Raw genomic sequence first — 20,733 nt, 5'->3', positions numbered from 1 at the left:
TCCGCACTTCTTTGTGACGTTTCGGCCCTTCCGCACGTCCTATCTCCGAGCGAGCGTTTCGCTCCCGGCGGGAGTCTCATACGGGACCCGCGACCGGTCTTCAGATCGAGATGGGACACCTCATGGCAAACCAGGACCAGACCACCCCCGCTCCGGCAGAGAAGGAGCTCGCCCAGGCCGCACCGAAGGCCGCCACCGGCGCATCGCGCGTCGACCGGTCGAGCGGATTCTCCGCATCGCGCGTCCCCACGGACGCCAATGCCGCGGGCAAGACCACCATCGCCGACGGCGTGGTCGCCAAGGTCGCCGGCATCGCCGCACGTGAGGTCGCCGGCGTCTACGCGCTCGGCGGCGGCGGCGCACGTGCCTTCGGTGCGATCCGCGACGTGATCAACGCCACCGACCTCGCCCAGGGCGTCAAGGTCGAGGTGGGCGACACGCAGGCCGCCGCCGACCTGACCATCGTGGTCGAGTACCCGGCGCCGATCCAGGACGTCGCGAACAACGTCCGTGCCGCTGTCGCGGGCGCGATCAGCCGCCTGGTCGGCCTCGAGGTCGTCGAGGTCAACGTCGAGGTCAACGACGTGCACGTGCCCGGCGACGACAGCGACGAGAGCGAAGAGTCGCGAGTCTCATGAGTGCCACAACGGTCGGCGCCCTGATCGGCGCTCTCCTCGCTCTCGCGGCTCTGCTGTTCGGCTTCTGGGGATTCCTCCTCATGGCCGTCTTCGCGGGCATCGGCGCGCTCGTGGGTCGGATCGCGTCCGGCAAGCTCGACGTCCGCGGTCTCGCGGACGTCTTCACCGGGCGGCGCACCTCCTGATGCGCGCCGACCAGCACATCGCCGGCGGCGCTCCCTCGGGAGCCGCCGCCGGCGGGGCCGCCGTCCGCGGACGCGTCGAGGTGAAGGATCGCGTCTACCGCACCGTCACCGAGAAGGCGTCTGCGACGTTGATCGGGGTGCCTCGCAGCGACGTGAAGGTCGATGTCGCCGAGCACCCGCGGGGGATCAGCGTGCGGATCGCCACGCCTCTTCCCGTTCCCCGCCTGGACGACACGGCCGCGATCGCGCAGACCGTGCCCGTCCTCGAACGTGCGCGGGATCTGCAGGAGCAGCTGCAGCAGAGCCTGAGCACGATCCTCGGACGCAACGTCATCCGCATCAATCTCACCGTCACCGGTGCCACCATCCCGGAAAGGAGACGAGTGCAATGAGCACCCCGGTTCTGCGCCGTGTCATCCGACGCGAGACGCACTCGCCGCGCACCGTCGCGATGTTCGTCGCGGTCATCCTGCTCATCCTCGCCCTCGCGTACATCGGGCTCGAGATCGTGCTGAGCCTCGCCGCGCAGCCCGCACTCCTGGTCGGTCCCGCCGCGGCGGGAGGCTGGCTCATCGGGTTGCCCACCGCACAGCCCGCCGGGCTCGTGATCGCCGGCAGTGTGGTGCTCGCCCTCATCGGGCTGACCTTCGTGGTGCTGGCCATCACGCCGGGGCGACTGTCCAAGCACGTGCTGGATGCCGGCGGACGCGCGGTGGTCGTCGACAACGGCGTGATCGCCAGTGCGTTGGCTCAGCATGTCGCGGAGGAGACGGGTCTCACCCGCGACAGCATCACCGTCGGTGTCGGACACCGCACCGTCGACGTGACCGTGCGCCCGGGAATCGGCGTGCCTCTCGACGCATCCGACGTGCGGGCAGCCGCCGAGGCGGAGCTGCAGTCGTATCGGCTGACCGACAGGGTTCGCACGCGGGTGCGCATCGAGCGCCCCACCGAGAAGGAAGACGAGCTGTGAACAACACCAACCGTGCGCTGAATCGCACCCTGCTCCTGATCATCGGGCTGCTGTTCCTCGCGCTCGGCGCCCTCGGCATCGCCATCATGAGCTGGCCGACGCTGTCCGACATCTGGACAGCAGGCGGCAGGGATGCGCGGTCCTGGCTGGACCAGGCGATCGCCGCGACCGCCATCGCGGGAGGAGCACTGTCGTGGATCGGCATCGGCGCGGTCGTCGCGATCGTGGTCGTGATCGTGCTGCTGATCCTCGCGCTCACGAGCATCGCCGGACGGCGTTCGAAGACCGTGCTCCGCTCGACGGGAGCGCAGAACCCGCTGGGGCGTGTGACGGTCAACGAGTCGTTCGTCTCGGACGCGGTGAAGAACTCCCTCACGACGCGCGACGAGGTCCTCTCGGCGCAGGTGACGGCCAACGATGTGCGTCGCAGCCCGGTGCTGCACGTCTCCGTGACGCCGCGTCAGAACACCGACCCGCGGGAGCTCGTCGACCATGTCGACCGTCTGCTCGCCAACCTCGCTGTCCTCACCGGACGCGACACCGCGACGTTCGTCTCGATCCACACGAGCCTCCGGGCCCGGCTCGCGCACGACCAGCGCCGTCTCTCCTGAGAAAGCAGGCATCATGCGCAACAAGATCCTCCTCATCGTCGGCGTCGCCTTCGTCGCCTACATCTTCGGCAGTCGTGCGGCGACGGTGCAGATCGACAAGGGCGAGTCGGTCCGGCACCAGCTGGTGCGGTTGTGGAACGACCCCCGGGCGCGGAAGCGGCGCAAGAAGGCCGCCGAGAAGGCGTCGAGGAAGGTACGCAAGGCCCTCCGCCGCTGACGTGCGGCTGGTCGGCGTCGCTCAGACCGGGCGGGCCGTCGAATCCCGCACGACGAGCTCCGGCTGGAACACCACCCGCTCGCGCTCGGACCGCCCGCCGGCCTCTCGCAGCATCAGATCGACGGCCGTGTATCCGATGAGTTCCGCGGGCTGACGGATCGACGAGAGCGGGACGACGGCCGCGGCGGCGAAGTCGATGTCGTCGTAGCCGATGAGCGCGATCTCGTCCGGCACCCGGATGCTGCCCCGCATCATGAGCGCCTGCAGAACCCCCATGGCGAGCAGGTCGTTCGCGGCGAAGATGGCGTCGGGCCGGTCCTCCGGGGCCCGCGCGCTGAGGGTCTCTCCGGCGGCGCGGCCGGCGAGCACGCTCAGCGAGTCGGTCAGGATGACCTCGAGGGAGACCTCCGCCTCGTTCGCCGCCTTGCTGGCACCCTCGAGACGGTCGACCACCTGACGGATGCCCATCGGCCCGCCGACGAAAGCGATGCGGCGCCGCCCCTGGGCAGCGAGGTGCTGCACGGCGAGGTAGCCGCCGCCCACGTCGTCGACCGAGACCGAGGAGAAGCTCTCATCGGCGACCTCACGGTCGACGAGCACCACGGTCGTCCCGCGGTCGCGGAGACGGCGGAGACGCGGGAGGTCGTCGGCGAGAGGGGAGATGAGCAGCCCGGCGATGCGCTGCTCCTCGAACAGGTCGATGTAGGCGCGTTCGCGTTCGACCTTCTCGTCGCTGTTGCCGAGGGTCACCGTCATCCGGGCCTCGGCGGCGCGTTCCTCCGCGCCGCGGGCGATATCGGTGAAGAACGGGTTGCGCACATCGAGCACCACGAGGCCGATCGAGCGGCTCTGGCCGGCCCGGAGCTGCCGGGCCGCATCGTTGCGCACGAACCCGAGCTTCTCGATGGCGGCCGTGACACGTTCCACCGTGGCGGGAGAGACCTTGTCCGGATGGTTCAGGACGTTCGAGACGGTCCCGACAGACACGGATGCGGCGAGAGCGACATCTCGAACACTGACGACCACGACGTATTCCTTTCCGCGGGATCCGCGAAACCTCTCCCTGAAACGTACCACTGCTCATTCCGTGACTTGACAGCAGCCCACCCAGGGTCGTAATTTACAGATGCTCCACTCTTTAAAACGATTCAATCCGCAGGGATGATCCTGCAGTTTAGGTCCGATCAATGACGATTCCCTCTGGGGCTCCCGGTGCTCCACCGGCGCTCGAGCTCCGCGACATCCGAAAGTCGTTCGGTGCGGTGGTCGCTCTCCGTTCCGGGACGCTGTCGGTCGACGGCGGTTCCATCCACGCTCTGGTCGGCGAGAACGGGGCGGGCAAGTCGACCCTCGTGAAGATCGTCGCCGGCCTGTACCAGCGCGACGAAGGGATTTTCCGGTTCCACGGCGAAGACGTGGACTTCACCTCGACCGCACAGTCCAAGAGCGCGGGCGTCGCCGTGATCTACCAGGAGCCGACGCTCTTCCCCGACCTCTCGGTCACCGAGAACATCTTCATGGGCCGCCAGCCCACGGGGCGCTTCGGACGGATCGATCGCAAGGCCATGCGGCACGAGGTCGAGCGCCTGTTCACCCGGCTCGGCGTGACCATCGACCCCGACCGTCCGGCGGAGGGCCTCTCGATCGCCGATCAGCAGGTCATCGAGATCGCGAAGGCCGTCTCGCTCGACGCGAGCCTTCTCGTCATGGACGAGCCCACCGCCGCTCTGTCCGGCGTCGAGGTCGAGCGCCTGTTCACGATCGCCCGCAGCCTCCGCGACGAGGGCCGCGCGCTCATCTTCATCTCGCACCGCTTCGACGAGGTCTTCGCCCTCTGCGACACCGTCACCGTCATGCGCGACGGCGCCTACATCGCCACCAGTGCGATCGCCGACACCTCGGTCGAGGAGATCGTGCACCAGATGGTCGGTCGAGAGGTGACCGAGCTGTTCCCCAAGCAGGAGACCACGGTCGGCGCTCCGCTGCTCGAGGTGGAGAACCTCACCAGCCCCGGTGTCTTCCACGACATCTCGTTCACCGTGCGCGCGGGCGAGATCGTGGGCCTTGCCGGTCTCGTCGGAGCCGGCCGCAGCGAAGTCGCGCGTGCCGTGTTCGGGGTCGACCCCTATCGCGAGGGCGCCGTCACGATGCAGGGCGCGCGCATCCCGCGCAACCGCCCCACCGATGCCATGCGGGCCGGTCTCGCGCTCGTTCCCGAAGACCGCCGCAAGCAGGGACTCGTGATCGAATCGGGCGTCGGCGGCAACATCACCCTCTCGATCCGCCGCCAGCTCGCGAAGCTGGGCTTCCTCACCACCGGGATCGAGAACCGCGCCGCCCGGGAATGGGCCACCCGGCTCGAGGTCAAGACGCACGCCCTCGACACGGTCGCCGCGACGCTCTCCGGCGGCAACCAGCAGAAGGTCGTCCTCGCCAAGTGGCTCGCCACGCAGCCGAAGGTCCTCATCATCGACGAGCCGACCCGAGGCATCGACGTCGGCACCAAGTCCGAGGTGCACCGCCTGCTCTCCGAGCTCGCCGGGCAGGGCATGGGAATCCTCATGATCTCGTCCGAACTGCCGGAGGTGCTCGGCATGGCCGACCGCGTCCTCGTCATGCGCGAGGGGCGGATCACCGCAGAGATCGCCCGCTCGGAGGCCACTTCCGAGAACGTCATGTACGCCGCGACGCACGCATCGGAGCTCTCCTCGTGACCACCGCCATCCCCGTCTCCTCGATGACGAAGAGGTTCGCAGCCCTCGGCAGGGCGCGAGAGTTCGGCATCCTCCTCGCCCTGGCGCTCGTGATCATCGCCGCCACGACGAACAACTCCAACTTCCTGTTCAGCCCCGACGGCTGGCGCGACCTGCTCCTCACGCCCTCGATCCTCGTGCTCGTCGCCGTCGGACAGGCCATCGTCCTCATCACCCGCAACGTCGACCTCTCGGTCGGCTCGGTCATGGGGCTCACCGCCTACCTCACCGGTCGCCTGTTCATCGACGTCCCCGGCATCCCGATCATGATCGTGGTGGTGGCCGCCGTCGTGTTCGGAGCCCTCCTCGGACTCATCAACGGGGCGCTGGTCGCCTTCGCCAAAGTGCCCGCCATGGTGATCACCCTCGGCACGCTCTACGCCTACCGCGGCATCAACGTGCTGTGGACCGGCAGCGACCGGGTGAACGCCTCCGACATGCCGAAGGACTTCCTCGCCCTCGGCACCGGGCAGCTCATCGGCATCCCGATCCTCACGATCGTCGCACTCATCGTGCTCGCCGCAGCCGCCTGGTACATGAAGAACACCCGTGGCGGCCGCGAGTACTACGCGATCGGATCCGATCCCGCGGCCGCGGAGCTCTACGGCCTCCGCGTCACGCGCCGCGTGCTGACCGCCTTCGTCGTCTCCGGTGCGCTCGCCGGTCTCGCCGGGGTGTTCTACGCCGCCCGCTACGGCACCATCAACTCGCAGGCCGGAGCCGGGTGGGAGCTCGACGCGGTGGGCGCGGCCGTGATCGGCGGCGTCGCGATCACCGGCGGCATCGGCTCGGTCTGGGGGGCGGCGATCGGTGCGGTGCTGCTGCTCACGATCAACCGGGCCCTTCCCATCCTCGGCATCCCCGACTTCTGGCAGCGCGCCGTCGTCGGCCTCCTGATCATCGGCGCGATCGTGCTCGACCGTGTCCTCGCCGTCCGCCAGAAACGACGGCTCATCGAAGCGAGGGACAAGTCATGACCGCCGCGACCGCGACCGCGACCACCCGGGTGATCCGCGACTTCGACAAGCCGCTCTGGCGGCGTGTGCTCCTCACGAGGGAGATGGCGATCGTCGCCCTGCTCGTCCTCGTCGTCATCGCCTCCGCGAGCACGGTGCGCGGCTTCGGTCAGCCGATCACGCTCACCTACCTGCTCCTCGACATCGCCCCGATCCTCCTGATCGCCCTGCCGATGACGCTCGTCATGATCACCGGCGAGATCGACCTGTCGGTCGGCAGCATGGTGGGGCTCTCCAGCGTCGTCACCGGAGCGCTCGTGCAGGGCGGGATCCCCTTCGAGGTCGCCGCGCTCGCCGCGCTGCTCGTCGGTCTGGTCGGCGGTGCCTTCAACGGGTTCCTCGTGACCGTCGTCGGCCTGCCCTCGCTCGCGGTGACCATCGGAACCCTCGCGCTGTTCCGCGGCCTCGCGGTCGGCCTGCTCGGCACCGCGGCGGTCACGGAGTTCCCCGAGTTCTGGACCGACCTCGCCAAGGCGAAGCTCGCCGGCACGACGATCCCCGTGGTCATGATCCCCTTCCTACTCCTGCTGGTGGGCTTCATCCTCCTGCTGCACTACACCCCGTTCGGGCGTGGTGTGTACGCGATCGGACTGTCGAAGGACGCCGCCAGGTTCTCGGGCGTGCACGTGGAGCGGACGAAGTTCATCCTCTTCGTGCTCTCCGGAGTGGTCGCCGCGTTCGCCGGGGTGTTCTACACGCTCCGCTACGGCAGCGCGCGAGGTGACAACGCCACCGGCCTCGAGCTGCAGGTGATCGCCGCTGTCGTCCTCGGCGGGGTCTCGGTGTTCGGCGGGCGGGGAAAGCTCTACGGCGTCGTCGCCGCGGCCCTGCTCATCGGCTCACTCGCCAGCGCGCTGCGACTGATGAACGTGACCTCCGACGTGATCAACATCATCACCGGCGCCCTGCTGATCGTCTCGGTGGTCGCCGCCAGCTTCCTCGCCTGGCTGCAGAAGGCTCGGCGCAGACCAGGACGTTCGACCACCGGCGCCGCACCCACAGCTTCATGACGCCGACGCCGCAATAGCGGCACCCCTCACGAAAGGAACAGAACAATGATGTTTGCACGCAAGCGTGTGACCGCGTTCGCCGCCATCGCGGTGGCCGCAGCGGTCGCCCTGTCCGGATGCGCGAGCACCGGCAGCGGAGACGGCGGCGACGGCGGCGGAGACGGCAACCTCGCCATCACCTTCCTGCCCAAGAACCTCGGAAACCCCTACTTCGACACGTCGAGCAAGGGCGGCAAGGCGGCCGTCGAGGAGTTCGGCGGCACGTTCGCCGAGGTCGGGCCGGCCGAAGCCACCCCCGATGCGCAGGTCAGCTACATCAACACGGCCACGCAGCAGGGTGTCGGAGCACTCGTCGTCTCGGCGAACGATCCGAAGGCGATCTGCGACGCGCTGAACGAAGCGCGCGACGCCGGCGTGAAGGTCGTCACCTTCGACTCTGACACCAACCCGGAATGCCGCGACGTCTTCATCAACCAGGCGGACTCCGAGGGCATCGCGAAGGTCCAGGTCGACCAGATCGCCGAGCAGATCGGCGGCGCCGGAGAGATCGCCATCCTCTCGGCCTCGGCCAACGCGACCAACCAGAACGCCTGGATCGACCTGATGAAGGAGTACCTCGCCAGCGATTACCCCGACATCACGCTCGTCGAGACCGTCTACGGCGACGACGACGACCAGACGTCGTTCGACAAGACCGCGGCCCTGCTGCAGACCCACCCTGACCTCAAGGGCATCATCTCGCCCACGACGGTCGGCATCGCGGCAGCCGCCCGCTACCTGTCCACCTCCGACTACAAGGGCAAGGTCGCCCTCACCGGTCTCGGCACCCCGAACCAGATGCGCGAATACGTCGAGGACGGCACCGTCACGTCGTTCGCGCTGTGGAACCCGGAAGACCTCGGCTACCTCGCGGCCTTCGCGGCGCAGGCGCTCATCGAGGGCGACATCACGGGCAAGAAGGGCGACAGCTTCACCGCCGGTGACCTCGGCGAGTACACGGTCGGAGACGACGGCGTCGTGCTGCTCGGCGACCCGTTCGTGTTCAACGCCGACAACATCGGCGAGTTCGACTTCTGATGGACACCGGGCGCCCGGCCGGCACAGTGGTCGGCCGGGCGCTCGCAGAAAGGCCCTCATGACCCGCGTATGCGTCAAGCTCCAGGTGCGACCGGAGCTCCTGGACGAGTACCGCGAGCGTCACGCGCCCGTGTGGCCGGAGATGCTCGCCGAGATCGCGGCGGCCGGACGCCGCAACTACTCGCTGTTCCTCGCTCCCGACGGTGAGCTCATCGGCTACTACGAGACCGATGACGACGCCGCGGCCCAGGCGTATCTCGCCGCGTCGCCCGTCGCCGCGCGCTGGGAGGCCGAGATGAGTCGCTTCTTCGTCGGCCTCGACGGCCGACCGGACCAGGCCGCCCCCACACTTCCCGAGGTGTTCCACCTCGAAGACCAGCTCTCCTCCTCCGGTCTCCAGAACGAAAGCAGTGCATCGTGAGCATCCTCACCCCCTCGAACCTCGCCATCCTCGAGAAGCAGGGCATCGAGCTCCCCAGCTGGGCCTTCGGCAACTCCGGCACGCGTTTCAAGGTGTTCGGCACCCCCGGCACGCCGCGGGATCCGTGGGAGAAGATCGCCGACGCCGCCCAGGTCAACCGCTACACGGCACTCGCTCCCGCGGTGGCGCTGCACATCCCGTGGGACGTGGTGGACTCGTACTCCGATCTGCGCACGCACGCCGAGGATCACGGAGTCACCCTCGGCACGGTCAACTCCAACACGTTCCAGGACGATGACTACAAGTTCGGCGCCCTCACGCACGAGGACGCCGCGATCCGGCGGAAGGCGATCGACCACCACCTGGCCTGCATCGACGTGATGGATGCGACCGGCAGCCGCGACCTCAAGATCTGGCTGGCCGAGGGGTCGAACTATCCCGGCCAGGCCGACATGCGCGGGCGCCAGGACCGCCTGCAGGACTCGCTGCAGAAGATTTACGACCGCCTCGGCGACGACCAGCGCCTCGTGCTCGAGTACAAGTTCTTCGAGCCGGCGTTCTATCACACCGACGTCCCGGACTGGGGCACTTCGTACGCGCAGGTCAGCGCGCTCGGCGACAAGGCGATGGTGTGCCTCGACACGGGCCACCACGCCCCGGGCACGAACATCGAGTTCATCGTGATGCAGCTGCTGCGCCTCGGCAAGCTCGGCTCGTTCGACTTCAACTCGCGCTTCTACGCCGACGACGACCTGATCGTGGGCGCGGCCGACCCGTTCCAGCTGTTCCGCATCCTGTTCGAGGTGATCCGCGGGGGCGGCCTGAACAACCCCGACGTGGCGTTCATGCTCGACCAGTGCCACAACGTCGAGGACAAGATCCCCGGCCAGATCCGCTCGGTGCTCAACGTGCAGGAGATGACGGCGCGTGCGCTGCTCGTCGACCGTGACGCGCTCGCCGTTGCCCAGAGGTCGGGCGACGTGCTCGCCGCGAACGCCCTCTTCATGGATGCCTTCTACACCGACGTGCGGCCCGCCCTGGCCGAATGGCGGGAGTCGCGCGGTCTCGCCGCCGATCCGATGGCCGCCTATCTCGCCTCCGGCTACCAGGAGCGGATCGCCGCCGAGCGGGTGGGCGGAGTGCAGGCCGGCTGGGGTGCCTGACCGCAGGTCCTCTGTTCCCCTCCCGTGATCCCTTCGAAAGACATTGAGATGACCAACGCCACCGCCGCCGCTCTGATCGCCCGGTCGAACCGCCTCGGCGCCGACCCGAAGAACACCAACTACGCCGGAGGAAACACCTCGGCCAAGGGCACCGAGACCGATCCCGTCACGGGCCAGCCGGTCGAGCTGATGTGGGTCAAGGGCTCTGGCGGCGACCTCGGCACCCTGACCGAGAGCGGTCTCGCCGTGCTGCGCCTCGACCGCATGCGCGCGCTCGTCGACGTGTACCCCGGACTCGACCGCGAAGACGAGATGGTCGCCGCCTTCGACTACTGCCTGCACGGCAAGGGGGGTGCCGCCCCGTCGATCGACACCGCCATGCACGGTCTGGTCGACGCCGCGCACGTCGACCACCTGCATCCCGATTCGGGCATCGCGATCGCCACCGCGGCCGACGGCGAAGCGCTGACGACGAAGATCTTCGGCGACAAGGTGGTCTGGGTGCCGTGGCGTCGTCCCGGCTTCCAGCTCGGACTCGACATCGCCGAGATCAAGAAGCAGCACCCTCAGGCGATCGGTTGCATCCTCGGCGGGCACGGCATCACCGCCTGGGCCGACACGTCGGAGGAGGCCGAGGCGAACTCCCTCTGGATCATCGACACCGCCGCCGCCTACATCGCCGAGCACGGCAAGGCCGACCCGTTCGGCGGCGTCCGCTCGGGCTTCGAGGCCCTCCCCGCGCCCGAGCGCCGTGAGCGCGCTGCGGCCCTCGCCGGCACCATCCGGGGCATCGCCTCGACCGACAAGCCGATGGTCGGACACTTCACCGACGCCGACGTCGTCCTCGACTTCCTGGCGTCGGAACAGGCGCCCGCCCTCGCCGCGCTCGGCACCAGCTGCCCCGACCACTTCCTGCGCACCAAGGTGAAGCCGCTGATCCTCGACCTGCCGGCCACGGCGTCCGCCGAGGAGCAGATCGCGCGCCTGCACGAGCTGCACGAGCAGTACCGCACCGACTACCAGGCGTACTACGACGCGCACGCGACGGCCACGTCTCCTGCCATCCGCGGTGCCGACCCGCTCATCGTGCTGATCCCCGGTGTCGGCATGTTCTCCTACGGTGCGAACAAGCAGACCGCCCGCGTCGCCGGCGAGTTCTACGTCAACGCGATCAACGTGATGCGTGGCGCCGAGGCCCTGTCGACCTATTCGCCGATCTCCGACGCCGAGAAGTTCGACATCGAGTACTGGGCGCTGGAGGAGGCCAAGCTGCAGCGCATGCCGAAGCCGAAGTCGCACCAGGGCCGTATCGCCTTCGTCACCGGCGCCGCATCCGGCATCGGCAAGGCCATCGCGACCCGCCTCGCGGCCGAGGGCGCCTGTGTCGTCGTCGCCGACCTCGACGCCTCGAAGGCGCAGGCCGCGGCCGCCGAGCTCGGCAACACCGATGTCGCGATCGGCATCGCGGCAAACGTCGCCGACGCCGAGGCCGTGCAGGCCGCCCTGAACGAGGCGGTGCTCGCGTTCGGCGGTGTCGACCTCGTGGTCAACAACGCCGGGCTCTCGCTCTCGAAGCCGCTGCTCGAGACCACCGAGAAGGACTGGGATCTGCAGCACGACGTGATGGCCAAGGGATCGTTCCTCGTGTCCAAGGCCGCCGCCCGCGTTCTCATCGACCAGAAGCTCGGGGGTGACATCATCTACATCTCGTCCAAGAACTCGGTCTTCGCCGGCCCCAACAACATCGCCTACTCCGCCACCAAGGCCGACCAGGCGCACCAGGTGCGACTGCTCGCGGTCGAGCTCGGCGAGTACGGTATCCGTGTGAACGGCATCAACCCCGACGGCGTGGTCCGCGGCTCCGGCATCTTCGCCTCGGGCTGGGGCGCGAACCGTGCCGCGACCTACGGCGTCGCCGAAGAAGACCTCGGTCAGTACTACGCGAACCGCACGATCCTCAAGCGCGAGGTCGTGCCCGAGAACGTGGCCGACGCCGTCTACGTGCTGACCGGTCCCGAGCTCAGCCGCACCACGGGTCTGCACATCCCCGTCGACTCCGGCGTCGCCGCGGCGTTCCTGCGATGAGCGTGCGCGCGGTCGCGGCCGTCGATCTCGGGGCGACCAGCGGCCGTGTGATGATCGGGCGGATCGGGGAGGGGAGGCTCGAGCTCGAGCTCGTGTCGCGCTTCCCCAATGGCCCTGTGGAGCGCGACGACGGTCTGCACTGGGACTTCTCGGCCCTGTACGAGCACGTCGTGGCGGGTCTGACTGAGGCGGTACGGCGCGAACCGGCGATCGAGAGCATCGGGATCGATTCCTGGGCCGTCGACTACGGGCTGCTCGCGGACGGCGCTCTTCTCGCCGAGCCGTTCCACTACCGCGATTCCCGCACCGCCCGGGGCGTCGCAGAGGTGCACGACATCGTTCCGTTCGCCGATCTCTACGCCCGCGACGGACTGCAGTTCCTGCCTTTCAACACCCTGTACCAGTACCGGGTCGACGAGCGGATCGCGGACGCGGACGTGGCGCTGCTCATCCCCGACCTGATCGCGTTCCTGCTCACGGGCGTCAGCGCGGCGGAGCGGACGAATGCCTCCACGACGGGGTTGCTCGGAGTGGACGACGGGGAGTGGGACACCGAGCTCGCATCGCGCATCGGCATCCCGTCGCGCATCCTCCCTCCGCTCATCGACCCCGGCGCGGTGATCGGGTCGCTGCGTCCGGATCTCGCCGCCCGGATCGGCGCCGACCTCCCGGTGATCGCAGTCGGTTCGCACGACACCGCCTCGGCAGTGGTCGCCGTGCCGATGACGTCGCCTTCCGCCGCGTACATCTCGTGCGGCACGTGGGGTCTCGTCGGACTGGAGCTGACCGAACCCGTGCTGACGGACGCCGCGCGCGAGGCGAACTTCACCCATGAGCTCGGCGTCGATGGTCGATACCGCTTTCTGCACAACGTCACCGGTCTGTGGCTGCTGAGCGAGAGCGTGCGGGCGTGGGAGGGGGAGGACGGCGCGTCGATCGATCTGGCGGAGCTGCTCGCTGCGGCAGCCGCGGTCTCGGATGGGGTGCCGCTGTTCGATGCGAACGATCCTTCGCTCAGCGCGCCCGGCGACATGCCCGCCCGCATCGCCGCGCTGATCCAGGCGGACGGGGCCTCTGTTCCGACGAGCCGTGCGGCGTTCGCGCGCAGCATCGTGGAGAGCATCGCGGCGGCCTTCGCCGCGACCGTGCGGACGGCGTCCGCCCTCTCGGGCCGCGACGTCGACGTGATCCACCTCGTCGGGGGCGGCTCGCTCAACGCGCTCCTCTGCCAGGCCACCGCCGATCGCTCCGGGCTCCCGGTGCTGGCCGGTCCCGTCGAGGCGACCGCTCTCGGCAACGTGCTCGTGCAGGCGCGTGCCCTGGGCGCTGCTGCCGCCGACCTGGAGGGGCTGCGCGCGCTCGTCGCGGCGACACACCCGGTGCGCCGATTCGATCCGCGAGGCTGACGCGACGTCGGGAACGCGGCCGCGGCTCAGAGCACGCGCGTGTTCGGCAGCGAGCTCACGGTCGGTCGGGCGTAGGCGCGGCGCCGGGCGGAGATGTCGGTCGGTCGTGCGGCACGCGGAACGCTCCGCTCCACGGCGATCACCTCGAACTCCTGGATCTGTGCGGGGCGCACCGGGGTGAGGTGGATCATGCAGATCAGCTCGCCGCGTTCGGCGGGGATCGACCAGGTGATGTCTGCCGGGGTCGCCGCGGAGACGACCTCGGGCGCGCCGCGGTCGCGGAGCAGCGGGCCCACCTGGGCGATGAGCTCGTCGATCGCAGCTCGGCGCTGGGGGAGCGGGCGGTCGAAGTCGATGTTGTCGGCGAAGATCGCGGCGGCCGTACCGTCGTCCCAGGAGCGGATCAGCTCGTCGGCGGCGGACATCAGCCGATGCGTCTCCGGCCACGGCTGCACGGTGCGGGCGGGGGTGTCGTGGAAGGCGAGGGCGCGGAACAGGGCGTCCTCCGACAGGGCGACCGGGTTGCTCCGGTGGCTGTTGGTGAACACGACGACGCCCTTCCCGGATCCTGCGTGCCACACCATGTTCAGGATGAATCCCGGAAGGCCGCCGCTGTGCGTGACGATGCGTCCGCGGTGCAGGTCTTCGCGCACGAAGAGTCCGAGCGCGTAGCCCCCGGTGACGAACTTCCAGGTGCCTTCGGGGCGTGCCTGGAGCGACGGGATGTCGACCTGATGGATGCGCTGCAGTTCGCGCCGTGACGCCCGGCTGACGACGGCATCGTCACTGCTCGCGGGTGTCGACGCGGGCTGTGTGGCGGCGGCGAGGAAGCGCACCCAGATGCTGAGGTCGTTGATCGTCGACTCCATGCCGCCGGCGGCGGCCATGGCATCGGACACGGCGGGAGGGAACCCCACCCAGTCGCCGTCGGTGTTCAGCGAGTAGCCGACCGCTCGGCGGAATCCCTCTTCCGGTGCGCGGTTGTCGAACCAGGTGCTGTTCATCCCGAGCGGATGCAGGATCTCGTCGGTGACCCAGTCCTCCACGCGTCGGCTCACGGCTTTGCCTACGGCGAGACCGGCCATCGTGAAGCCGATGTTCGAGTACTCGAAGGCGCTTCCCGGATGGGTGCTGTAGTTGAAGCCGGGTCTGATCCGTTCGACCAGCTCCGCCTCGGAGAGGCCCAGGAACGGGTCGACCCACGAGTTGTCCTCGGTGAGTCCGCCGCCCATGCTGAGCAGCTGCCGCAGCGTCGGGGCGGCAGCCGGTTCGTCACCCACCGTGCCGTGCCACTCCGGATAGAAGTCGGTGATGGGGGCTTCCAGGTCGAGGAGCCCGCGGTCTCGGGCGAGCAGGGCGCCGAGTGCGACGAAGCTCTTGGTCATCGAGGCGATCGGGAAGACCGTGTCGGCGTCAGGGGCGGTGCCGTCGTCGTCGGCGGTCCCGAACCCCCGGGTGTGCTCCAGTCCGTCGGTGCCGACGAGTCCGTACACGAGCCCCGGCGACTGACCCGCAGCCGTGTACTGACCGAAGAATGCGTCGAGCTGGTCGACGAGCGGCACGACCAGGGTTTCGCTGGACATGGAGACTCCTTTGTTCGGGCGTGCTCTCGCGGCGGGTGCTCTCAAGCAGAACGCCGGTTCGTCTCCACACTCTCGTGCCGGGCGGGCGAAGTCATGTCCGCGGGCACCGAGTGTCGGGGCCCGATGTGTGCGGGCAGACGAAGTCGACGCGCGGACGACTTTTCGGTCCGATAGGTGGGTCCGAGCGGCCGCGATGAGTAGGCGCTCGTCCTCACGAAAGGAGGGTCTCTCACACTATCGATGCATCCGGGCGCGCGTCTGTAGGCCGAAGAGGGGACAGCGGGCCAAGGTATGAGTTCCCTATGGTTTACGCATGAACTCAAAATCGTCAATGGCTCGTATCGCAGGAGGGCGGAAGGTGCGCGCCGGATTCGTTGCGCTCGTCGTCGCGGTCGCGCTCGTCTATCCGCAGGCCGCTGCTCCCGAAGCGGCGTCGGCTGCGCCTTCGGACTCCATGGTCTACCCGGCGTCCGGGAACATTCAGTCGAAGGTGGGCGATGGTTGCCGAGGCAACTACCGCAAGCACGACGGCATCGATATCTCGGGCCAAGGTGGCACCCCGATCGTGGCTGCCGCGGACGGCACCATCAAGTCCAAGAGTTCGGGTGGCAGTTACGGCAACCTCGTCGAAGTTCAGCACGCGGGGGGCTATGTCACGCGCTACGCGCATATGGCTTCCGCGACGCCCTTCGCGGTGGGTACGCCCGTCTCTCAAGGAACTCCGATCGGGGTCGTGGGAAATACAGGGAACTCGCCGGCCCTCCACCTGCACTTCGAGGTCTATCGGAACGGTGCGCTCTATGGTCAGATCAATGACAGCTTCACATGTCTGTCGAACGTCACGCGAGGTACCTGGATGCCGGGCACCTTCCCGGGCCTAGGGGGTGCGGTGGCGCCGCCCGTTGACACGGATGGCGATGGGATCCCCAACGTGATCGACGTCTGCCCGGCGTCGCCGGGGGTCAGCTTCTACGAGGGCTGCCCCATTCCGCGATCTGCGAACAACACCGATTTCACGGGCGACGGTATCGCCGATGTGTTCTTCTCGCACCCGAACGGACAGTGGTGGGTCTCGGAGAACGGAACGAGCGCGTGGAACGCAATCAATACGGGAGGGGTAGCGCCGGGCGTGTTGCAGTTCGCTGACTTCGATGGTGATGGAAAGTCTGACGTCTTCTGGCCGGATCCGGCGACGGGCAACTGGTATGTCTCCTATGGGGGAACCACCGCGTGGGCGCTCCTCTCGGCCGCAAACGGTATCCCCGGGCACGAACTGCAGCTGGGTGACTTCAACGGCGACGGTAAAGCGGACGTGTTCTGGGCGAACGCGGGAACGAACCAATGGTGGATCTCCTACGGGGGAAACTCCGCCTGGACGATCACGGCGACGTCGGTTCCGGCAACGAGCCTGCGTATCGCTGATCTCACCGGCGATGGCAAGGACGATGTCTTCTATGCCCACCCGAACGGACAATGGTGGCTCTCCGAGAGTGGGGCGAGCAGCTGGCAGATCATCAACACTGCCGGCATTAGCGCCGCACTTCTGAAGTTCGGCGACATCGATGGCGATGGTAAGGATGACGTCCTGCTTCCGAATCCGGCCACCGGAAACTGGCAGGTGTCCTACGGCGGCACCACCGCGTGGTCGCTCCTGACGAGCGCCAACGTCCCGGGCGAACAGCTTCAGCTTGCCGACCTCACGGGTGATGGAAAGGCAGATGTCTTCTGGCCCAACATTGGTGTCGGACAGTGGTGGATGTCGAGCGGCGCAGCGTCGTCGTGGCAAGCAATCAACTCTGCCTCGGTTGACCATAACCTGCTCGTGGTTCGCTGACCCAGGCGAGCCCCTGACCGCGCGGATTGCGGTCAGGGGCTCGCGTGCTGCGCTCGGCTCCCACGTCAAGTCGCTTGCGTCCTCCGCCCGCCCGTCCGTAGCTCCTACGCCGCCGTCTCCTGCACCGCGCCCCGCGTGAGCTTCGGGATCAACACCGGCGTGTTCTCGCGGTAGGCGATGTAGTCGGCGCGATCGCCCCACTTCTTCTCGGCGCGCGCTTCCAGCAGCGGGATGCCGCTGACCCGGGTGAGCAGCAGGATCACGAACAGCGGCGAGAGCAACGCGATCCACTGCCATCCGACGAGCACGGGGGCGGCGGTGACGAACACACCCACCCAGATCACGATCTCGCCGAAGTAGTTCGGGTGGCGCGACCGCGACCACAGTCCCGTGCGGATGAACTCGTCCCGGTTGCGCGGGTCTGCACGGAATGCCGACTTCTGCGCGTCGGCGACGATCTCGACCACCATGCCGAGAACCCACACGACGATCCCGACGACGGTCAGCCATCCGATGGGTGCGCGGGTGGCGGAGTCCGCACTGATCGCGATCCATGCCGCGGCCGCGGTCAGCGACACCCACGCGCCCTGGATGATCCACACCTGCAGGAACCGCAATGGGGAGCCCTTGATCTGGTCGAAGCGTCCGTCCGAGCCGGCCTTGTGCACGCGCAGGGCCAGGAAGGATCCGAGGCGCACCGCCCACAGCATCACCATCCCCGCGAGGATCCAGCTGCGCGCGTCGGGCTGTGGCGTCAGCAGGACCAGCGCCGCAGAGATCGCGAAGAAGGTGAGGCTGCCGGTGAGGTCGAAGAATCGCTCGGTCTGCAGGAGCATCGCCGGGATGAACGCGATGACCTGGATCGCGAACGCGGCCGCGACGGCCAGGGCGAACAGCGGGATGCCGCCGATCGTCGCGCCGTTCTGGCTGCCGGCGACCGCGACGAGCGCGCCGATCACGAGGGCCGCGAGGATCGCGATGACCGAGGAGCGGGATGACTTGGCGTCGGAGGGCGTGGGGGAGGACATGGTGTGCTTTCTGTTTCTCAGAGGTACAGGTCTTCGACGGTGACGGCCGCGCGATCCAGCACGACGCTCCGCTTGAGCTTCATGGTGGGTGTGACGAGCCCGCGGTCGTCGAGGTCGGCGAAGACCACGCTGAACCGGCGGACCTGCTCGCTGCGCGCCACGAGTGCGTTGGCGGCGTCGACGGCGCGCTGCAGGTGAGCGCGCAGCGTCGGGTCGTCCACCGTGCGGATGTCGGATGGCGTCCTCGAGCTGACGCTGACCCCCTCGGAATCGGCCCATTCCGCGGCCTGTTCCGGGTCGAGCACGAGCAGCGCCGAGAGGTACGGCTTCCCCTCGCCGACCATCACCGCATGCGAGACGAGTGGATGAGCCTCCACCGCGCTCTCCCAGCGGGTCGGCACGATCGTCTTGCCGTTCGAGGTCACGATCACGTCTTTGAGTCGCCCTTCGAGGATCAGCCGGCCCTGCGCATCGAGACGACCGAGGTCGCCGGTGCGGAAGAAGCCGTCGACGAAGGCGCCGTCGTCGTGAGCCGGGTTGCGGTAGCCGTCGAACACGCCGATGCCGCGAGCGAGCACCTCGCCCTCGTCGCTGATGCGCACCGTGAGTCCGGGGAGGGGCGCGCCGACGCTGCCCGAGGCGATACGCCCCGGCAGGTTGCCGGTGAGCGGTGCAGTGGTCTCGGTGAGCCCGTAGCCCTCGATTACGGGGACCCCGATGCCGCGGAAGAAGAGCGAGAGGTCGGTGTCGAGGGCTGCTCCGCCCGAGAGGATGTAGCCGACGCGCCCGCCCATCACGGCACGCAGACGCCGATAGAAGAGGGCGTCGAAGAGGCGGTGACGCACGTGGAGGCCGCGGTCCCTCGCGACGCGTCTGCCGGCATCGACCCGCTCGGCGCGGCGACCCCAGGCGATCGACGTCGACTCGGCCTTCGCCCAGACTCCCGCCAGTCCTTTGTCGGCGGCCTTGCCCGCGGCGGCCGCCTGGATCTTCTGCAGCACTCGCGGCACGACGACCAGGAACGTCGGGCGCAGCGTGTCGAGGGTGGCGACGACCGTCGAGGGGTCGGAGAGGTGCGCGATGCGCATGCCGCTGGCCAGGCAGATCAGCTGGAGGCCGCGTGCCAGCACGTGGGCGAGCGGGAGGAAGATGACGGTGTTGCCGTCTTCGTTCACGATCTCGCTGTACGCCGCGGCGATGTTCAGCACCTGACCGAGGAAGTTCCGATGGGTGAGGACCACGCCCTTGGGCTCGCCCGTGGTGCCCGAGGTGTAGACGATCGTCGCGGGGTCGTCCTGAGTGGCGGTCGTCCTGCGGGCCTCGAGCTCCTCATCGGTGACGCCGCTGCCGCTCGCGACCAGCGCGGCGAGGGCGGCGGATGTCCCGGCATCCATCGTCCAGGCCCCGATCGTGTCGGAGTCCGACACCGCCAGTGCGTCCTGCAGGAGTGCCGCGTGCTCGGCGGTACCGCCGATCGCCAGGCGCACACCGGCATCGGCGACGATGGCATCCACCTGCGATGGCGACGACGTGTCGTAGATCGGCACGACGACGGCGCCGGCGAACCAGGCGGCGAGGTCGGCGACGGCCCATTCGTAGCGCGTCGGCGCCATGATCGCGATCGGGTCGCCCGCCCGGATGCCCTGGGCCATGAAGCCCTTCGCCAGCGCGCGCACCTCGGCTTCGAAGGCGCGCGTCGTGATCGGCCGCCACGACCCGGAGCGCGCGTCCTCGACCTCGAAGGCGACGTGATCCGGAGCCGAAGCGGCGCGCGCCACGAGCAGGTCGGTGACGTTGCGGTAGCCGTCGAGCGCGGCGAGTGGCGGTGTCGTCGATTCGATCATCGGGCCTTCTCTCGGTCGTGCATACGGTGCGGAGGGCGCACGAATATCGCCCATCGACCGTTGTTCGGAACCGATGGTGATTCGGATGGGATGATCTGAAGGCTCGCGTCGGAGGACAGCGCGGTGGTGGAAGACGGCATGTCGTCGGAACGGCAGGAGGCGGTTGATGAGCGTCAGGTACGACCCGGAGGCGGACGCCGCCTACATCTCGATCGGGCGCGAACTCCTCCCAGGCGAAGCCGCCGCCCAGGTCGCCGGCATCCGTGACCCTCGCGGAGAGGGCGAGATCATCCTCGATTTCGACGCGAAGGGTCATCTCCTCGGTATCGAAGTCCTTCGCGCATCGAGAATCCTCCGGGCTCAAGACCTCGATCGTTCCACCCGCACCGAGACGACGGAGCCGTAGCCGGCTGGGAACGAGAAAACCCCCGGGGAGTCCGGGGGTTTCATGGATGTCACTTCTAAAGCTATTTCGGACTACTGGGGCTCTTTCGACGTGTTCTCCGGACTGATGTTTCCGCCGAACTCGAGGAGTTGGTGAGGTGCGCATTCCATAGCCACTTCGGACAAACTCAAGAGAAAATATCAGATCAGATCGGAGATCTGGATCTCGCCCCTGCTCGAGAACGGAGCCGCGCGTCCTGCTTAGCTGCCTGGGACTGAGTGCACAGTCGCCCGGGCTATCGGTGGAATGGGTAACGATGGCTGCCATATGGCGGCTGTGCGCGGTGCGGGCGCACGGTCAGCGGCTGAATGGGCGACTGTCCGCCCGGCGGCCTAGAAGAGTCCGTTGAATGCAGCGACGGCGGCGGCTATGAGGATGACCGCCCCGACGAGAATCACCCACCCGACCCAGGCTCTCTTCGGCGGGCGTCCAGTGGCTGGCGGC

The 20,733-nt window shown here is 68.3% G+C and carries 20 protein-coding genes; 16 read left to right on the top strand and 4 right to left on the bottom strand.

The features are described 5' to 3' along the window. Nucleotides 1–122 precede the first annotated feature (122 nt). The 6 genes from DW307_RS10330 to DW307_RS10305 are packed head-to-tail and all read left to right on the top strand — an operon-like array spanning nt 123 to nt 2,624. The gene (locus tag DW307_RS10330; RefSeq protein ID WP_029264815.1) at nt 123–638 is read left to right on the top strand and encodes an Asp23/Gls24 family envelope stress response protein; all 516 of its coding nucleotides are present in this window, start codon (nt 123–125) and stop codon (nt 636–638) included. Then, nucleotides 635–823 (top strand): DUF2273 domain-containing protein, encoded by a 189-nt coding sequence (locus DW307_RS10325; protein ID WP_017829702.1) that lies wholly within the window; start codon nt 635–637, stop codon nt 821–823. The genes DW307_RS10330 and DW307_RS10325 overlap by 4 nt, the downstream gene beginning before the upstream one ends. Continuing rightward, nucleotides 823–1,215: a hypothetical protein gene (locus tag DW307_RS10320; RefSeq protein WP_021201633.1), complete on the top strand. Its 393-nt coding sequence runs from the start codon at nt 823–825 to the stop codon at nt 1,213–1,215. Before DW307_RS10325 ends, DW307_RS10320 begins: the two co-directional genes overlap by 1 nt. Then, nucleotides 1,212–1,796 carry a DUF6286 domain-containing protein gene (locus tag DW307_RS10315; RefSeq protein WP_136024667.1) on the top strand — a complete coding sequence of 195 codons (585 nt, stop codon included), beginning with the start codon at nt 1,212–1,214 and terminating at the stop codon, nt 1,794–1,796. Before DW307_RS10320 ends, DW307_RS10315 begins: the two co-directional genes overlap by 4 nt. Next, nucleotides 1,793–2,407: a hypothetical protein gene (locus tag DW307_RS10310; protein WP_029259388.1), complete on the top strand. Its 615-nt coding sequence runs from the start codon at nt 1,793–1,795 to the stop codon at nt 2,405–2,407. Before DW307_RS10315 ends, DW307_RS10310 begins: the two co-directional genes overlap by 4 nt. Nucleotides 2,408–2,420: 13 nt before the next feature. Then, complete coding sequence (locus tag DW307_RS10305) at nt 2,421–2,624, top strand: hypothetical protein (RefSeq protein ID WP_136024666.1); 204 nt, start codon at nt 2,421–2,423, stop codon at nt 2,622–2,624. A 21-nt stretch (nt 2,625–2,645) separates the two neighbouring features. On the opposite strand, the gene DW307_RS10300 is transcribed toward DW307_RS10305, so the two are convergent. Next, nucleotides 2,646–3,650, bottom strand: a complete 1,005-nt coding sequence (locus DW307_RS10300; RefSeq protein ID WP_029259386.1) for a LacI family DNA-binding transcriptional regulator — start codon at nt 3,648–3,650, stop codon at nt 2,646–2,648. Between the two features lie 161 nt (nt 3,651–3,811). Here DW307_RS10300 and DW307_RS10295 point away from each other — a divergent pair, with 161 nt between their 5' ends. Genes DW307_RS10295 through DW307_RS10260 form a run of 8 tightly spaced genes read left to right on the top strand, consistent with a single transcriptional unit; the run spans nt 3,812 to nt 13,555 of the window. Next, a complete protein-coding gene (locus DW307_RS10295; RefSeq protein WP_021201638.1) occupies nt 3,812–5,338 on the top strand; it encodes a sugar ABC transporter ATP-binding protein in 1,527 nt (508 codons plus the stop codon). A 23-nt stretch (nt 5,339–5,361) separates the two neighbouring features. After that, nucleotides 5,362–6,354 (top strand): ABC transporter permease, encoded by a 993-nt coding sequence (locus DW307_RS10290; RefSeq protein ID WP_136024779.1) that lies wholly within the window; start codon nt 5,362–5,364, stop codon nt 6,352–6,354. Next, entirely contained in the window at nt 6,351–7,403 is a 1,053-nt protein-coding gene (locus DW307_RS10285; protein ID WP_021201640.1) for an ABC transporter permease, read from the top strand. The genes DW307_RS10290 and DW307_RS10285 overlap by 4 nt, the downstream gene beginning before the upstream one ends. A 45-nt stretch (nt 7,404–7,448) precedes the next feature. Next, entirely contained in the window at nt 7,449–8,480 is a 1,032-nt protein-coding gene (gene rhaS / locus DW307_RS10280; RefSeq protein WP_029259382.1) for a rhamnose ABC transporter substrate-binding protein, read from the top strand. 58 nt (nt 8,481–8,538) lie between these two features. Next, nucleotides 8,539–8,901, top strand: a complete 363-nt coding sequence (locus tag DW307_RS10275; RefSeq protein ID WP_021201642.1) for an L-rhamnose mutarotase — start codon at nt 8,539–8,541, stop codon at nt 8,899–8,901. Next, nucleotides 8,898–10,064, top strand: a complete 1,167-nt coding sequence (gene rhaI, locus DW307_RS10270; RefSeq protein ID WP_021201643.1) for an L-rhamnose isomerase — start codon at nt 8,898–8,900, stop codon at nt 10,062–10,064. The genes DW307_RS10275 and rhaI overlap by 4 nt, the downstream gene beginning before the upstream one ends. A gap of 48 nt (nt 10,065–10,112) precedes the next feature. After that, nucleotides 10,113–12,149, top strand: a complete 2,037-nt coding sequence (locus DW307_RS10265) for a bifunctional aldolase/short-chain dehydrogenase (RefSeq protein ID WP_136024665.1) — start codon at nt 10,113–10,115, stop codon at nt 12,147–12,149. Beyond that, the gene (locus DW307_RS10260) at nt 12,146–13,555 is read left to right on the top strand and encodes a rhamnulokinase (RefSeq protein WP_136024664.1); all 1,410 of its coding nucleotides are present in this window, start codon (nt 12,146–12,148) and stop codon (nt 13,553–13,555) included. Before DW307_RS10265 ends, DW307_RS10260 begins: the two co-directional genes overlap by 4 nt. A 26-nt stretch (nt 13,556–13,581) precedes the next feature. Here DW307_RS10260 and DW307_RS10255 read toward each other — a convergent pair whose 3' ends face one another. Then, nucleotides 13,582–15,138, bottom strand: coding sequence for a serine hydrolase domain-containing protein (locus DW307_RS10255; protein WP_136024663.1), 1,557 nt, complete (start codon nt 15,136–15,138; stop codon nt 13,582–13,584). Nucleotides 15,139–15,451: 313 nt separating this feature from the next. Here DW307_RS10255 and DW307_RS10250 point away from each other — a divergent pair, with 313 nt between their 5' ends. Further along, nucleotides 15,452–16,972, top strand: coding sequence for an FG-GAP-like repeat-containing protein (locus DW307_RS10250; RefSeq protein ID WP_136024662.1), 1,521 nt, complete (start codon nt 15,452–15,454; stop codon nt 16,970–16,972). Between the two features lie 104 nt (nt 16,973–17,076). Here DW307_RS10250 and DW307_RS10245 read toward each other — a convergent pair whose 3' ends face one another. Together DW307_RS10245 and DW307_RS10240 are read right to left on the bottom strand one after the other, a co-directional pair. Continuing rightward, nucleotides 17,077–18,000 carry a DUF1295 domain-containing protein gene (locus tag DW307_RS10245; RefSeq protein ID WP_029264799.1) on the bottom strand — a complete coding sequence of 308 codons (924 nt, stop codon included), beginning with the start codon at nt 17,998–18,000 and terminating at the stop codon, nt 17,077–17,079. Between the two features lie 17 nt (nt 18,001–18,017). Beyond that, the gene (locus tag DW307_RS10240) at nt 18,018–19,844 is read right to left on the bottom strand and encodes an AMP-dependent synthetase/ligase (protein WP_136024661.1); all 1,827 of its coding nucleotides are present in this window, start codon (nt 19,842–19,844) and stop codon (nt 18,018–18,020) included. A gap of 166 nt (nt 19,845–20,010) precedes the next feature. On the opposite strand from DW307_RS10240, the gene DW307_RS10235 reads away from it, so the two are divergent. Then, nucleotides 20,011–20,250 carry a DUF2283 domain-containing protein gene (locus DW307_RS10235; protein ID WP_029264797.1) on the top strand — a complete coding sequence of 80 codons (240 nt, stop codon included), beginning with the start codon at nt 20,011–20,013 and terminating at the stop codon, nt 20,248–20,250. Nucleotides 20,251–20,733: the final 483 nt, after the last annotated feature.

The sequence above is a fragment of the Microbacterium sp. K27 genome, assembly GCF_004794435.1.
GTDB lineage: Bacteria > Actinomycetota > Actinomycetes > Actinomycetales > Microbacteriaceae > Microbacterium > Microbacterium maritypicum_A.
Note: the sequence above shows the minus strand (reverse complement) of the source record. Positions and strands in the feature narration are given on the sequence as shown.

Excerpts from the sequence above, each read along its gene's own strand:
- DW307_RS10330 (WP_029264815.1), top strand. The coding sequence starts at position 123 with ATGGCAAACCAGGACCAGACCACCCCCGCTCCGGCAGAGAAGGAGCTC.
- DW307_RS10325 (WP_017829702.1), top strand. The coding sequence starts at position 635 with ATGAGTGCCACAACGGTCGGCGCCCTGATCGGCGCTCTCCTCGCTCTC.
- DW307_RS10320 (WP_021201633.1), top strand. The coding sequence starts at position 823 with ATGCGCGCCGACCAGCACATCGCCGGCGGCGCTCCCTCGGGAGCCGCC.
- DW307_RS10315 (WP_136024667.1), top strand. The coding sequence starts at position 1,212 with ATGAGCACCCCGGTTCTGCGCCGTGTCATCCGACGCGAGACGCACTCG.
- DW307_RS10305 (WP_136024666.1), top strand. The coding sequence starts at position 2,421 with ATGCGCAACAAGATCCTCCTCATCGTCGGCGTCGCCTTCGTCGCCTAC.
- DW307_RS10295 (WP_021201638.1), top strand. The coding sequence starts at position 3,812 with ATGACGATTCCCTCTGGGGCTCCCGGTGCTCCACCGGCGCTCGAGCTC.
- DW307_RS10290 (WP_136024779.1), top strand. The coding sequence starts at position 5,362 with ATGACGAAGAGGTTCGCAGCCCTCGGCAGGGCGCGAGAGTTCGGCATC.
- DW307_RS10285 (WP_021201640.1), top strand. The coding sequence starts at position 6,351 with ATGACCGCCGCGACCGCGACCGCGACCACCCGGGTGATCCGCGACTTC.
- rhaS (WP_029259382.1), top strand. The coding sequence starts at position 7,449 with ATGATGTTTGCACGCAAGCGTGTGACCGCGTTCGCCGCCATCGCGGTG.
- DW307_RS10275 (WP_021201642.1), top strand. The coding sequence starts at position 8,539 with ATGACCCGCGTATGCGTCAAGCTCCAGGTGCGACCGGAGCTCCTGGAC.
- DW307_RS10265 (WP_136024665.1), top strand. The coding sequence starts at position 10,113 with ATGACCAACGCCACCGCCGCCGCTCTGATCGCCCGGTCGAACCGCCTC.
- DW307_RS10260 (WP_136024664.1), top strand. The coding sequence starts at position 12,146 with ATGAGCGTGCGCGCGGTCGCGGCCGTCGATCTCGGGGCGACCAGCGGC.
- DW307_RS10255 (WP_136024663.1), bottom strand. The coding sequence starts at position 15,138 with ATGTCCAGCGAAACCCTGGTCGTGCCGCTCGTCGACCAGCTCGACGCA.
- DW307_RS10250 (WP_136024662.1), top strand. The coding sequence starts at position 15,452 with ATGAACTCAAAATCGTCAATGGCTCGTATCGCAGGAGGGCGGAAGGTG.
- DW307_RS10245 (WP_029264799.1), bottom strand. The coding sequence starts at position 18,000 with ATGTCCTCCCCCACGCCCTCCGACGCCAAGTCATCCCGCTCCTCGGTC.
- DW307_RS10240 (WP_136024661.1), bottom strand. The coding sequence starts at position 19,844 with ATGATCGAATCGACGACACCGCCACTCGCCGCGCTCGACGGCTACCGC.
- DW307_RS10235 (WP_029264797.1), top strand. The coding sequence starts at position 20,011 with ATGAGCGTCAGGTACGACCCGGAGGCGGACGCCGCCTACATCTCGATC.